The following is a 14462-nucleotide window of genomic DNA, read 5'->3' as shown; positions in this document are numbered from 1 at the left end:
CCTCGCGACCGAGCGTTGCCAACGGCTACGCGTCGCCTCTTCCCTCTTCAGACATCGACATGATTCCGCGCGACACGACCCACCTGCTCCGTCGACTCAATCCACCCTGCGCGAACGCGCTCGAAGCGGCCGTGAGCTTATGCCAGACGCGTCTCGCGGACGAAATCACCGTCGAACACTGGCTGCTGAAGCTGATCGAAGCCGGTGACGGGGACATCCCCGCGATCCTGCGGCACTACGGTATCGACATCGATACCGTCTGGGATGCGCTGCTCGCGTCGATCGAGCACCTGCCACGCAATCTTCGCGGCAAGCCGGCGCTGTCTCCACAACTGGCGACCATGCTGCAGGACGCATGGATGCTCGCAGCGTCCGAGACGGACGATGGGACCATCCGGTCCGGCGACGTGCTGCAAGCGATCGTCGACCGGCCCCACGTATTGCGTGCGCAAAACGCCTGGCCTCTTCTGTCGGTCAGCAGCACGCAGATCCGGCGCGTTCTGCCGCGCCTGGCGCATCGTTCGTGCGAAAGCCCGGGACCGGGCAATATCGAAGCCGGAGCGGATGACCATTCAATCGCTGCCGCAGCCAACCAGACGTCAGAATCGGCCCCATCCGTCGCGGCACCGACACTCGCGCCCCAGCGGACCACCGACAGCGGCGCCCTCTCCCGCTTCACGATCGATCTCACCGACAAGGCTCGACGCGGCGCCATCGATCCGGTGTTCGGCCGCGACCGCGAAATCCAGCAGATGGTCGACGTGCTCGCGCGCCGGCGCAAGAACAATCCGATTCTCGTTGGCGAACCCGGCGTCGGCAAGACCGCGCTCGTCGAAGGTCTCGCGCTGCGTGTCGCCGAGGAAAGCGTTCCCGACGCGATTCGCGACGTGCGCATCCTGACCCTCGATCTGGGTCTGCTGCAAGCGGGCGCCGGCGTGAAAGGGGAATTCGAGCAACGCTTGAAGAACGTCATCGACGAGGTGCAGTCTTCCCCCGAGCCGATCCTGCTCTTCATCGACGAAGCGCACACGCTGATCGGTGCGGGCAACGCCGCCGGCAGCGCGGACGCCGCGAACCTGCTCAAGCCGGCGCTCGCGCGTGGCGAACTGCGTACGATCGCGGCAACCACCTGGTCGGAGTACAAGGAGTTCTTCGAGCGCGACGCCGCGCTCGAGCGCCGCTTCCAGATCGTCAAGGTCGACGAACCGGACGACGAAGCGACGTGCCTGATGCTGCGTGGCTTGAAGAGCCACTATGCCGAATATCACAACGTGCACATTCGGGATGATGCGCTGATCGCGGCGGTGAAACTTTCGCGGCGCTATATCCCCGCGCGGCAACTGCCGGACAAGGCGGTCGATCTGATCGATACCGCCGCCGCGCGGGTGCGAATGGGACTCGCATCGCCGCCCGCGGAACTGCAGCGTGCACGCGCGGCGGTCTCCGCGCTCGAACTCGAACAAGCGACACTCGAAGCGGATGCGCGCGCCGGTATCGACGACGTTGCGTGTCGGCGCGAGGCGGTGCAGAGTGCGCTGTCAGAGGCGCGGGACATCCTGGCAGGCTTGCAGACGCGCCATGTCGGCGAACTGGAGCTCGTCTGCCTCGTTCACCAGTATCGCGCGGAAATCGCCGAAGGCGGCTCGGCGTCGAGCCGTCGCGAGCTCGACGAGGCCAAGCGCCAACTGGCCGACCGGCAAGGCAAGGCACCGCTGATCTCGGTCGATGTCGATGCAGCGGCCATCGCCCGTGTCGTTGCGGAATGGACGGGCGTGCCGGTCGGCAACCTCGTCGAAGACGAACTGCTGAGCCTGCTGAACCTCGAGCAGCAGCTGGCTCGGCGCGTAGTCGCACAAGACGACGCGCTGGCCGCGCTCGCGGAGAGCCTGCGCACCGCAAAGGCAGGCCTCAAGAATGAGCACGCGCCCCTCGGCGTCTTCCTGCTCGCGGGCCCATCGGGTGTCGGCAAGACCGAAACGGCGCTCGCCCTGGCCGATCTGCTGTTCGGCGGCGAAGCCGCGCTCACGACGATCAACATGTCGGAATATCAGGAAGCGCATACGGTATCGCAACTGAAAGGCTCGCCACCCGGTTATGTCGGCTACGGCCGCGGTGGGGTCCTGACCGAAGCCGTGCGGCAGCGGCCATACGGCGTGGTACTGCTCGATGAAGTCGAAAAGGCCCACCGCGACGTGCTCGACCTGTTCTATCAGGTGTTCGACCGCGGCATGATGCGCGACGGCGAAGGACGCGAGATCGACTTCCGCAATTGCGTGATCCTGATGACGTCCAATCTCGGCAGCGCGCGGATTGACGAAATGACCGCCGACGATCCGCAGATTTCCCAGACGGCGTTGCTCGAGTCGATCCATCCGCAGCTTGTCGCGCACTTTCAGCCGGCGCTGCTCGCGCGCTTCCAGACGCTCGTCTATCGGCCGCTCGATGCCGCCGCACTCGCGTCGATCGTGCGGCTCAAGCTGTCGAAGGTCGCCGATCGCCTGCGCCGGCAGCACGGCGTTGAACTGGTGTGCGACGAGTCGCTGATCGACGCGATAGCCGAGCTTTGCCTCGCGCGCGAGTCCGGTGCGCGCAACGTCGATGCGTTCCTCAATCAGCGGATCCTGCCGAATGTGTCGCGCGAACTGCTTGCGCGCATGGCTGTCGGCGTCGTGCCCGCGAAAATCGCGTTGTCGAGCTCGGCCGACGGGAGCCTGACGATCGATTTCATCGATCGGAGCGACGCCGCGTCTGACACCGCGGACAAAAAACCCGCCAACCCGTAACCGAAAGCCAATACGATGCAGGCGCGCCCCTCTCTCCACGACATGTTGCTCGGTCAAATCGGCGGCGAGCCGCTCGATGCCTACGACGACCGGACACTCGAATGCATGAGCGTCCAGCAAAACGTGCAGCGCATCCTGAACTCGCGTGCCGGCGCGCTGAAGCACTTGCCGGACTATGGTCTGCCGGATCTGACGAACATCTACAAGGCGCTGCCGGCGTCAGCGCACATGCTCAAGCAGCAGATGGAGGCGGCGCTCCTGAAATATGAGCCGCGTATCCGCTCCATCGACGTCGCCATCCTCGAAAACGATGATCCGGGCGTGCTGATGAGTTTTGAAATGACGTGCCATCTGAAGAAAGCCGGGCTCGTGCGCTTCGGTACGTACTTCGAGCCGTCCGGGCGCATGTGGTTGAAACGCCGGACCGTGGCGCGCGCTTGACGCGCTTCCCGTAGTGCGGTCCGGATTTCGCGTCCGGTCAATTCCGGTCTGTCGATATCGACGCCAGATGCCCGCTGCCCGCGTCACGCCCGCGCCGCATGCGCGCGCACCAGCGCAGCGAGCGCCTCCGCCGGTGTCTTCGTCCCGTAGACCCGCTCCGACACACCGGCCTCCACGTCGATCTGCCCTGCGTTGTGCGCGTCGTACAGATCGACGATCAGTTGCGCATGCCGTTCGCCGAGCCCGGCGCGCAACAGCGTCGCGGTCCATGCGTCGCGCGGCAGCGCGCGTGCGACGATCTCCCGATCTGCCGCAGTGCCGAGCATAGCCGCGATGTCCCGCACGCTTGTGCGCTGCGGCCCTTCGATGCTGACGATACGCGGCCCGCTACCGAATTCAGTCCGATCCAGCAGCAGCCGCGCCGCCGCCACGCCCACATCGGGTGCCCAAACCGCCGGAAATACCTTGTCGACCGGATGATGGAAGCTTGGCAGCACGCCTGTCGCGAGTGCCACGGGCAGCACGCGCGTCCAGTTCTGCAGGTGTTCGGCAGAGCGCAGCAGCGTGAGCCGAGTCGGAACCGTTTTCAGGCTTTCTTCCAGACGATGAAAGAGCCGCGTGATGCCCGTGTTGCCGTCGCGCTCCGCGCCATAGTCCGACAGCGCGAGCAGCGCCGGCGGCGGGTTTGCGGCGAGGGCGCCCGTCACGACGTCGATCGTGTGCTCCATCGTCGCGGCCGGGTCGCTGTCGGCAACCGGCACCGGACACAGCATCTGCACGGCCTGCGCGCCGTCGATCGCCGCAGCGATCGCGCGCGCGTCGGCCAGGTTGGCGATCGCGACGTCGCAGCCAAGTTGCGCGAACCGCTCGCGCTGGCGCGCGTCGCGCAACACCGCGCGCACGGGGTGACCTGCGTGACGCAGCGTCGTCACGGTCGACAAGCCGACGTTGCCTGATGCTCCGAAAATCACGAACACGATCCGCTCCTGGAGATGAAGGTGACGTGATTGTCGGCGCTCACGGCGGACACGGCGCGCACGGTCGGATGATCCGGACACGAACGGATGACGGATCACGCGGTTACCTATCCTGCGGGCACGGGTGGCGGGCCCCCGCGCATTTCGCGAGTAAGCCGCTGGACGATGGCGCTCGGATCCAGCCTGACCTCATCATCAAAGCCTGAGTGTTCGAAACGACGTGTGCTCCAGGTGCTGCGGACAGTGGCTTCGCCGAACGCCCAGCGCGCGCCGGAAAAGCAACCGTGCACGGCCGTCGATCAATCGACCTTGCCGTCAAAAGCGAGCCTGAGCCCGCCGCGCGCGCCCGAGCGCGCGATCTCGGTCGGCGTCGCGCCCAGCACGCGGTTCATCCAGTTCGCCATGTGGCTCTGATGCGCAAAGCCGGCTTCGAGCGCGATCTGGCTGATGCTGAGCCGCCCTTCGAGCAACAACGTCTTCGCACGCTCGACGCGGCGCCGGACCACGTACTGATGCACCGGCATCCCGAGCGTCTCGCGAAACAGCACCTTGAAGTGCGGCACGCTGATCGACACGAGCGCCGCGAGTTCGGCCAGCGTCATCCGCCGTTCGAGATTAGCTTCGACATAGTCGATCACGCGCGCGGCCGCCTTCGGTGCGAGCGTCCGCCTGCGCTCGCGGAACGCCGGCTGGCTGTCGACGAGCCGCGCGACGAGCGCCGTGCACAGGCTCTCCGCATAGAGCGGATCGGATGCCTCTTCCGCTTCGAGTTCGGCGGCCATCGCCCACGCGATGTGCTGCAGCCGCGGGTCGCGCACCTGCAGCCGCCGGCGGATCTGCGCGTGCGCCGGCTTCAGCTCGAGTTGCTCGAACGTGCGCCGCACGAAGGTGTCGCTGAGCGCGATGTGCAGGATGCGGCAGTCGGCGCTGTCGGTCCACTGGCCCGGCAGGCCGGCGGGAATCACGTCGACGTCGCCGTGCGCCTGGATACGCGACACGCGTTCGCCGTCGCAGACGCAATCGGCGCGAACCGGCGAGCCGATATGCACGCCGATGCGGTGGTGCTCGGCAGCCGGAATCCGGTAGGTGCCCGCGCGAATCTGCAGCAGCGACGCGCCGAAGCCGCGCCAGCCGAGCCCGCGGCTGGAACGCAGGCTGACCGGCACGCCGTTGTCGGTCGGCGCGGCGAGGATCGGATCGCTCATGGTTTCCCTCCACCAGATCGGGTGTCGAACGCGCATTGTGACGCTTTTTCGGCGCATTTGCCGGGCCGGAGCGCCCGCTCGCGCACCCGGCTGAAAAAGATCATCCGTTTCTGCTCAAGGCAATCCGGGCCTGCGCGCCAGCGGGCGCCGGCCCGCCTACGATCGCGTCATCCGACACCTACGGAGCCCGCCATGCCCGATTGCTGCCCGCGTCGCGCGGTGTTCAGCGCGCCGCCGCCGACCCGCACGCCCCATACGAACACCCATGCCGCCTCGCGTCCGCCGTCGCGTTCGCGCGCCCGTCTCGGCCGCATCCGCGCCGCGCTTGCCGCGCGGTGCCTGCGCACGATCGGCTGGTACCGGCTCGAACGGCTGCTCGCGTCGATCCCCGACAGCAACGACGACTTCGGCATCGCGTGAGCGCTGAAACGCGCCGCTCCACCGTCCGAATTCATCCGCCTACTTGCGCCGCCGCTCGTGCGGCGCCACGGTCGCGCCGTCGATCACCGGCGCGCCCTGCTTGATCAGGAAGTCGCGGAACAGCCCCGTCACCTGCGAGATCCGCCGGTCGGCCAGCGTGATCACGTACCACTCGCGCACGATCGGATTGCCCGGAAACGGCAGTTGGCCCAGCAGCCCGGTGCGCAGTTCGAGTGCACACGCGTGCAGCGACAGGAACGCGACGCCGAGCCCTGCCTCGGCCATCTGCTTGATCGCCTCGTTGCTCGACAGTTCGGAGCCCACATGGAAGCGGTACCCGGCCGTCTTGAACAGGCTCTCGACGGTCGAGCGCGTGCCCGCGCCACGCTCGCGCACGAGCAGGTGCGCGGATTCGAGATCCTTCAGTGCGATGCGCTTGCGCTGCATCAGCGGATGACCCGGCGCCGCGACGAACACCATCGGATGCTTCGCGAACTCGACCGCATGCGTGCGCAACTCCTTCGGCGCGCTGCCCATCACCGCGAGATCGATTTCATGCGTCGCGAGCATGCGGATGATGTCGTCGCGATTGCCGACCTTGAAATACGTCTTCACGTGCGGACGCGTCGCGGTGAATTTCACCAGCAGCGGCGGGATCAGGTATTCGGCCGTCGTAATGGCGCCGATCCGCAGCGTACCGCCGAGATCGCCGGTCAGCGCGGCCACTTCGTCGCCGGCCTCGCTCCACAGATGCAGGATCTCGCGCGCATAGCGCGCGACGATTTCACCGGCGGCGGTCAACTGCACGCCGCGGCCCACCCGCTGCAGCAGCGCGGCGCCCACGGCTTCCTCGAGCAGGCGGACCTGCAGCGACACGGCCGGCTGCGTCAGGTTCAGCTCCTCGGCCGCGCGCGACACACTGCCGAGCCGCGCGATCATGTCCAGCGCCTTCAGCTGCCGGAACGTCGCGGTCTTTCCTATAAGTGAATACATATGAGTCGCTTATAAACATTAAATTGTTCGCGTAGGTTCAAAACTATATCGTCGGTTCCTGAGCAATGTCATCCGAATCGTCATCAGCGGGAGCCACAACATGGACACCATCACGCGTACCCTTGCAACGGAGCGCGCAGCGCGCGTGCCGCGCATCGTGATCGTCGGCGGCGGCGCCGGCGGCCTGCAGCTCGCCACGCGTCTCGGCGACACGGTCGGACGCCGCGGGCAAGCCGACGTCGTGCTCGTCGACCGCTATCCGACGCACTTCTGGAAGCCGCTGCTGCACGAAGCCGCATCGGGCCATCGCGATCCGGCATCCCACACGATCGAATACGCGGCGCAGGCGAAGCGCCACGGCTTCCGCTTCGTGCAGGGCGCGCTGCAGCAGGTCGACCGCGCGGCGGGCACGGCGACGATCGCGGCAGTGCACGACGCGGACGGCACGGAGATCCTGCCGCAGCGCGAGCTCGGCTACGACGATCTGGTGCTGGCCGTCGGCAGCGTGACGAACTTCTTCAACGTGCCGGGCGCCGCGCGCCATGCGTTGCCGCTGGAGAACCTCGACCAGGCGGAAGACTTCCGCCGCAAGTTCCTCGCCGCATGCACGAAGGCGAACCACGTGGCCGAGCAGCAGCCCGCGCGACGTGCCGCACCGATCTGCATCAACGTGATCGGCGCGGGCGCGACGGGCGTCGAACTGGCCGCAGCGCTGCGTCACGCGATCCAGCAGCTGACGACGTATCGCTTCAAGGCGCTGGTGTCTGCGCGGGACGTGCACATCCGGCTGATCGAAGGTGGCCCGCGGATCCTGCCGGCGCTCGACGCACGGCTGTCGGCGAAGATGCACGCGCAATTGCGCACGCTGAACGTCGACGTGCTGACGGACACGCGCGTCGCGGAAGTCGGCGCCGATGCGGTCACGACGGCAACCGGCGAGCGGCTCGCGAGCGACATCACGATCTGGGCAGCCGGCGTCGCGGGCCCCGCGATCCTGCGCGAGCTCGGCGACATCGCGCTCAACCGGTCGAACCAGGTGATCGTGACCGACACGCTGCAGACGCCCGACGACCCGCACGTGTATGCGTTCGGCGACTGCGCGGCGTGCCCGTCGGCCGATGCGAGCGGGTTCCTGCCGCCGCGCGCGCAGGTCGCGCACCAGCAGGCCGTGTATCTGAGCGACGCGCTCGCGCGCCGCCTTGCCGGCAAGCCGGTTGCGGGCTTCACGTTCCGCGACGCGGGTACCGTCGTATCGCTCGGGCAGGCCGGCGCCGTGTACCAGGCCGACCTCGGCGCGCGTTCGCGCTCGCTGATCGTCGACGGGCTGGCCGCGATCGGCCTGTACAAGTTCCTGTACCGCAAGCATCTGTTCAGCGTGTACGGGCTGAAGCGCGCGCTGTTCCAGTCGCTGAGCCACTGGCTGCAAAGCCGCAACCAGCCGTCGATCAAGCTGCACTGATCACCGGCTGACGCGCAGCACCGCGAGACGGCGTATCGGGCACGTATCGCCCGGTACGCCGTTTTTCATTCGCACACATCCGGTGCATTCGTATCGTGCGCGCATTTGGTGCATCACATCGAAGCGCGTCGATACGATGCGGATCGCGCGCACACGGCGTATCGACTGTGTCCCGCGCGGGTGCTGGCTCGCCGCCTCATTCATTAGTCGAACCGTATGAGTCGCATATAAATATTAATTGGTCGCGTTTTCCGGATCGACGCTAAGGTGTGTGGCATTCCCGTCCGCGAACGGATCGTCACGTCTCAGGAGAGGAATCATCGTGCTCATCGAAGCCATCGTCACCCGTCTCGACGCCGCATTCGCGCAGATCGAAGCGACACCGGATTCGCACGAATCGCGCAATCAGCGCGATGCGATCATCCAGTGGCTCGACAGCGCATCGGAACAAGGATATCGACTCGGTCTCGTCACGACGCTGCCGGCCGCCCGGCTCAGCGACATGTTCGAAGGCCAGTTCGGTCGCGCGAACCTCGACCGCTTCTCGGTCGTCGTGACGGACGCACATCAGCAGGACTCCATGGCAAATCAGCATCCATTCGATGTCGCGCTGCAGGCGCTGGGCGTGCCGCCCGAGCGTGCGGCGGCCGTCGCGAGCAGCGAACCGGAGCGTCGCGAGGCCGAGACGTTCGGCCTGTCGCGTTGCGTGCGCATCACCGATACCGTGCGCTCGATCGCATCGGCAGGCGTGCACTGATCGCGGCACCTTCATGCGGGCCGGCTCGCGCCGGCCGATCGCGATCCGGCATCATGCCGACGATCGTCTGACCACTGCCTGACATTGTGCTGTCAAAGTCGCTTGCAACACTTCCGGACTCGATCGACCTCTTCCGGAGACGGGACGATGCACACCGGGATCGCCCCGTCCGTTTCAAGCCACGATGACACGCCTTCCCCGCACCGCCTCGGCCGTCGCCTTCGTCTGCCTGCTGCTCGCCGCGTGCGGCGGCGAAACGTCGAGCGCGCCGGCCACGTCGGCGGACGACAGCGGCACGCAACCCGCACCGCAACCGGCGCCTGCGCCGCAGCCGGCGCCCGCGACCTACTACCAGACGAAGACACCGTACCGCCCGCAGCAGGACGCAGCGACCTACGAAGCGCCGCCTGCGGGCTTCACGCCCGTCTACACGCAGCTCGTCGCGCGGCACGGCTCGCGCGGACTGTCCGGCTTCAAGTACGACGGCGCGATCCATTCGATGCTGGGCAAGGCCGAGGCCGACGGCGCACTGACCGCGCTCGGCGCGCAGCTGAAGGCCGACACGTACACGATGATGAAGGCCAATGCGCTGCTCGGCTATGGCGTGCAGGGGATTTCGACGCCCGGCTACGGCAACCTGACGCAAACCGGCATCCGCGAACACCAGCAGCTTGCCGCGCGGCTCGCGCAGCGGCTGCCGGCGCTGTTCGCGTCCGGCAGCCGGCAGATCGCCGTCGTGAACTCCGGGCAGGACCGCGCGGTCGACAGCTCGACGTATTTCTCGGCAGCGCTCGCCGCCGCACAGCCGGCGCTCGCGTCGGCGATCACGCTGCCCGCCGCACCGTCCGGCTATCCCGTCGGCGCACCGGTCGCGCAGCCCGCCGGCACCAACCGCTTCCTGCTGTATTTCCATTCGCTGAAACCGGCCACCAATCTCGTGACCGATACGTCCGATCCGTACTACGCGACGTATCAGGCGAGCCAGGCGTATCAGGCGTATTCGAACGACACGACGGTAGCCGACAAGCTGAAGGCGATCAACGCGGCGCCGCAGGTCGCGGAAGTCGCGCAGACGGTATTGTCCGCGCTGGTGTCGCAGGCGTTCATCGCGAAGCTCGGCACGGACGGCTACACGTTCGCGAATACGGGAACCTATGCGTTCACGTCGCCGGACGGCAAGTTCACCAATACGCTGAAGGGCGACGGCAAGACGAAGATCGCGTCGGCCGTCGACGCGGTGAACGTGCTGTACAACCTGCTGCAGGTCGCACCGGCGATGACGGCCGAAACGGGCGGCATCACGATGGAGAAGTACATCGGCACCGAGCAGGCGCAGACGCTCGCCTATCTGCAGGACGCAGAGGATTACTACGAAAAAGGTCCGGGAATACAGGAAGCGAACCCGGTCACGTACCGGATGGCGAAAGTGCTGCAGGACGATTTCTTCAGCGAAGTCGACGCGATCGCGCGCGGCGACCTCACGCGTGCCGCGAAGCTGCGCTTCACGCATGCGGAAATCGTGATTCCGTTCGCGTCGATCCTGAACCTGAAGAACGTGTTCGTGCCGACACCGCAGGCGCAGACCTACGCGTACGCGAACAATCCGTGGCGCGGCGACCAGGTGTCGCCGATGGCCGCGAACATGCAATGGGACGTGTATCGCAACGGATCACGGCTCATCGTGAAGATGCTGTACAACGAGCGCGAGACGGATTTCCAGGCCGCGTGCGACGGCGCGAAGATCGCGCCGGCGAGTCACTTCTACGACTACGCGGCGCTGAAGCGTTGTTACGGCTATCCATAACGCGCGGTCAGCCCGCCGCGTAATCAGGATCGTGCCGGCGCTTCACGGATTTTCCGCCGGCGTCCTGGCGCGCGGCCGGGGAAGCGCATCACGGCAATCGCGTGTGCTGCGCCTTCTCGTCGAGCACGGCCTTGCCGCGGCTGCGCCCGACCTCGAGATCGCGCATGCGCCGCTGCACATTACGCATCGAGCGAATACGCATGGTCATGCGCATTCGCTCCACGGGGTACTGCATGCCGCACGACAACAGGCGGTCCATCAGCGAAGCGCGCTACCCGGCAACCGTCGCGTGCTGCGGTTATCGCCGAGCGCATCGAACGCGCGACGAGTGCGCCGACCTCGTCGACGCGTCAACGCTGAACTGTCGTGCTCCCGCGCACCAGTTGCGTTGCGCTCGGCTTCGCGGCAACGTGAACCTTCGCAGCGGCCCCCGCCGCGTGTTGAACCTTCTGCGCGTTGCCCGTTGCGGGTGCCGCGTGCGCTTTTGACACGAGTTTCGCGTCGGCATGTGCGGCGGCCGGCGCGGTCGGCTTCGCATGAGCGGTGTGCCGCCCCGGCTTCGCGGCGATCGCATTGCTCGCTGCGACGGGCGCGCGCCCGGCCTGCTGCGCGTATGTCTTGACATCATGGTCGCTCATCCACGATTCGGTGTATGCCGCCGATACCGGATGCGACAGGTTGAAGTAGGCGACCGATGCCACGAGAAAGGCACGAATATGGGTGCGACGATTGAATGCGGTAATGACGAATGCTCCTTGCGATATGGCTTGACGCGCCGTGTCGGCGCCGTCGTGGCGGCACGATAAATGACGGCATCCGGCATCGCAAGCGTTCGAGGGTCAATTCAAACGATTCTTAACGTTTGAAACATGACGTGCGCATTTCGCCGCGGAACGGCGGAATCGTCGCAGCGGTCGCAGCAGTGGCGCAGCCGGCAACGATCATGGGACGCGAATATCGCGCGCGGTTGAAACGGTATCGTCGACGGTGTCGTCCGCCGGCCGTTGAGCGCGAAATGCCAACCGCTAGCGTTGCCGAACTCCGATCCGGCGACGATGTCGAATCAGCATCGCCGGAGACTCCCATGAAACACGCCGCCCCGCTCGCCATCCTGATCCTGTTCGCCGCTGCAAGCGTGCCGGCCGGCGCCGCGGGCACGGGCGCGGACAGTGCCGCCACGCAGGCTCCGCAGCAGGCGCGCAACTGTGTGCCGTCGCGTACGTCGTCCGGCACGGCGGCCGACGCCCGCGGTACCTCGAAAGCCCCGCCGGTTCGCGTGTGCGTCGGCGATGCCGACACGCAGCTGAACCTGCCGTGGTTCCTGACCGACGTGCTCACCGCCGTGGACACGCACCAGTCGCCGCGCGACCTGCTGCACAAGATGCGCAACGACTTCTGAGTCCGAGTCGCCCGCGCCCGGAAGCGCGACACAACAGCCCTCGAAAAAAGAAGCCCGCGACACGCGAGCCGGACTTCGGTGACGGCGCTCCGGCGATCCGAACCGCGGGAGATGACGCGCTACGCAAATATTTCCTGTTGAGCATCAATCGCGGAATTACACCATTTGTTGAATATTAATATTTCGTAATCGCGCGTCCCGTCATATACTTGGCGCGCACCATCCTCGTGCCAAGAGACGGTGTCTTCCATCCCGACCGCACAACGATGCGGTCGGGGTTTTTTTCGATGCGCGACGCCAATAGACATGCATAATCAATGTATGTTAGGAAGAGCCGCGTCGAACCCCACGATTCCGCTGCGCTGCCGCCTGATGCGATACGCAAGCGCAGAATCGACCAGCACGTCGACATCGGCGTGCATCACCGTGTCCCGGCCAGGCACGGCACATGCTTCGCGTCCATCCATCGACCGGTTCGACCTGCATGCCCATGCATACAACAACAAATGCGACCCGAGGAACCTCCACACCCACGCCGGGCCCGAAGCCCGCGTTCCAGCGCAGCGGGGTGTGGCCACACGTGGTCTTGTTCGTGGCGCTGCTGATCTGCGTGCTGGTGCTCGTGCTGGCGTTCGTCGTGGCCGGGCGCCTCGCGCGCGAATCGGTGGCCCGGCACGAACGCGTCGTCGCGAACGACATCGTCGTCTCGGTCAATCACATCCTCGACGGGATCCGCTCGCGGCATCCGGACGAATTGAACGCGCTGGTCGGGCGGCCCTGCACCGCGATCTTCAGGACACTCGCCGAAATCGGCACGCACCTGCGCTATCTGCGTGCGGTTGCGCTCGTCAACGACGGCCGCGTCACATGTTCGTCGGCGCTGGGGCCGATCGACGTGTCGCTCGACGCGTACCTGCACGCGCCGGAACCGGGGATGACGGCCATCGCGCTGCTGCAGCAGACGCCGTTTCAACATCGCGTTCCGGTGCTGGCCGCATTTCGTGCGACCGCGCCCGAATCCGGCGTCCTCTATCTGGTCGAAGGCGACTATGTGGCCGACATGCTCGCGCACGGCACGCGCTTCGGCGCGGAAACGGCCACGCTGTCGGTCGAGGGGGCAGGCGGCATCGATCGGCATGGCCGGTTCGTGCCGCCGTCGGGCGCGTCGCCCACCGCGGGCAACGCGATCGCCTCGCGGACGTGGCCGTTCACGGTCTCCGTCACTTCGTCGAAGTCCTACGTATCGCAGGTGAATCAACACTATCGGATCGTCTGCATCACGATCGCATTGCTGGTGAACGGACTCGTCGCCGCGGCCTACCTGCTCGCGATGGCGCCGCGCCGGTTGCTGCTGAAAGCCGTCCGCAATGCGCTGAACCGCAACGAATTTCACGTCGTATACCAGCCGATCGTCGACGTCCGGACACGCCGGACCGTCGGCGTCGAGGCGCTGCTGCGCTGGCAGCATCCGAAATGGGGGGCCATCAGCCCGGCGGTATTCGTCCCGCAGGTCGAGTCGAGCGCGATCCTGCCGAAGGTGACCGAATTCGTGCTCCGCACGGCGATCGCGGAACTGACCGACATCGCGCCGCCGATGCCGCTGCGCATCGCGATCAACATCGCGCCGAAGGACCTCGAACGCCCGCGCTTCGTGTCGGTCGTCGAAGATGCGATTCGCCGGCTTCCGCCGGGTTTCACGCTGGTGCTCGAAGTGACCGAGCGCATCCTGCTCGAAAAGAACGCGCGCACCACCGCGCTGTTCGCCGCGTTGCGCGCGACGGGCGCGAAATTCGCGATCGACGACTTCGGCACGCATCACAGCAATCTCGACATGCTGTCGCGCTTTCCGTTCGACTACGTGAAGATCGATCGCCAGTTCATCTCGCAGCTGACGACGGGCAATGCCCGGCTGATCGAGGGAATCGCCGCGCTCGCGCACCACTACGGCCTGAAGATCATTGCAGAAGGCGTCGAAACGGAGGAGCAGCACCGCGCGCTGCATGCGGTCGGCATCCAGTATGCGCAGGGCTACCTGTATCAGCGGCCGCAACGTCCGGAACACCTGAAGCGGGATTTCGCGCCGATGCCGGCCTGAGCGGCGGCGCCCCGCGCGTCGTGCCTGGGACGAACGGCCTCGAGCGCGCGACGCGGCCCCGGCAACGTCACGTCGATTCCCACACGCTGCAGCAGAACGCCGGTAGCGGGCGCGCGAAGGCGTCGCGTT

The 14462-nt window shown here is 66.4% G+C and carries 12 protein-coding genes; 8 read left to right on the top strand and 4 right to left on the bottom strand.

Translation table 11 applies throughout. From position 1 onward, the window contains the following. Nucleotides 1–59 precede the first annotated feature (59 nt). Nucleotides 60–2783, top strand: coding sequence for a type VI secretion system ATPase TssH (gene tssH / locus Q3A80_RS06000; protein WP_446328160.1), 2724 nt, complete (start codon nt 60–62; stop codon nt 2781–2783). Between the two features lie 15 nt (nt 2784–2798). Next, nucleotides 2799–3224, top strand: coding sequence for a type VI secretion system baseplate subunit TssE (gene tssE, locus Q3A80_RS05995; RefSeq protein ID WP_446328159.1), 426 nt, complete (start codon nt 2799–2801; stop codon nt 3222–3224). Nucleotides 3225–3307: 83 nt separating this feature from the next. Here tssE and Q3A80_RS05990 read toward each other — a convergent pair whose 3' ends face one another. Further along, complete coding sequence (locus tag Q3A80_RS05990; protein ID WP_446328158.1) at nt 3308–4201, bottom strand: NmrA family NAD(P)-binding protein; 894 nt, start codon at nt 4199–4201, stop codon at nt 3308–3310. 299 nt (nt 4202–4500) lie between these two features. Next, nucleotides 4501–5406, bottom strand: coding sequence for a helix-turn-helix domain-containing protein (locus Q3A80_RS05985; protein ID WP_446328157.1), 906 nt, complete (start codon nt 5404–5406; stop codon nt 4501–4503). Nucleotides 5407–5598: 192 nt separating this feature from the next. Between Q3A80_RS05985 and Q3A80_RS05980 the strand changes: the two genes are divergently transcribed. Beyond that, nucleotides 5599–5826, top strand: a complete 228-nt coding sequence (locus tag Q3A80_RS05980) for a hypothetical protein (RefSeq protein WP_446328156.1) — start codon at nt 5599–5601, stop codon at nt 5824–5826. A gap of 39 nt (nt 5827–5865) precedes the next feature. On the opposite strand, the gene Q3A80_RS05975 is transcribed toward Q3A80_RS05980, so the two are convergent. Then, nucleotides 5866–6819 (bottom strand): LysR family transcriptional regulator, encoded by a 954-nt coding sequence (locus Q3A80_RS05975; RefSeq protein WP_446328155.1) that lies wholly within the window; start codon nt 6817–6819, stop codon nt 5866–5868. Nucleotides 6820–6919: 100 nt separating this feature from the next. Here Q3A80_RS05975 and Q3A80_RS05970 point away from each other — a divergent pair, with 100 nt between their 5' ends. The 3 genes from Q3A80_RS05970 to Q3A80_RS05960 all read left to right on the top strand — a co-directional run bounded on the left by Q3A80_RS05970 (nt 6920) and on the right by Q3A80_RS05960 (nt 10839). Continuing rightward, nucleotides 6920–8278: an NAD(P)/FAD-dependent oxidoreductase gene (locus Q3A80_RS05970; protein ID WP_446328154.1), complete on the top strand. Its 1359-nt coding sequence runs from the start codon at nt 6920–6922 to the stop codon at nt 8276–8278. A gap of 322 nt (nt 8279–8600) precedes the next feature. Continuing rightward, a complete protein-coding gene (locus tag Q3A80_RS05965; protein WP_446328153.1) occupies nt 8601–9035 on the top strand; it encodes a phosphatase in 435 nt (144 codons plus the stop codon). A gap of 184 nt (nt 9036–9219) precedes the next feature. Then, nucleotides 9220–10839 (top strand): histidine-type phosphatase, encoded by a 1620-nt coding sequence (locus Q3A80_RS05960; protein ID WP_446328152.1) that lies wholly within the window; start codon nt 9220–9222, stop codon nt 10837–10839. 88 nt (nt 10840–10927) lie between these two features. On the opposite strand, the gene Q3A80_RS05955 is transcribed toward Q3A80_RS05960, so the two are convergent. Then, nucleotides 10928–11098, bottom strand: a complete 171-nt coding sequence (locus tag Q3A80_RS05955; RefSeq protein WP_446328151.1) for a hypothetical protein — start codon at nt 11096–11098, stop codon at nt 10928–10930. Between the two features lie 825 nt (nt 11099–11923). Between Q3A80_RS05955 and Q3A80_RS05950 the strand changes: the two genes are divergently transcribed. Both Q3A80_RS05950 and Q3A80_RS05945 read left to right on the top strand, forming a co-directional pair. After that, nucleotides 11924–12238, top strand: a complete 315-nt coding sequence (locus Q3A80_RS05950; RefSeq protein WP_446328150.1) for a hypothetical protein — start codon at nt 11924–11926, stop codon at nt 12236–12238. A 448-nt stretch (nt 12239–12686) separates the two neighbouring features. Then, on the top strand, nt 12687–14333 hold the full coding sequence (locus Q3A80_RS05945; RefSeq protein ID WP_446328149.1) for an EAL domain-containing protein: 1647 nt from the start codon (nt 12687–12689) through the stop codon (nt 14331–14333). The last annotated feature ends 129 nt before the right edge of the window (nt 14334–14462 follow it).

Source organism: Burkholderia sp. SR8, assembly GCF_052851275.1.
The sequence above is the reverse complement of the archived record's forward strand: the minus strand, read 5'-3'. Positions and strand labels throughout refer to the sequence as shown.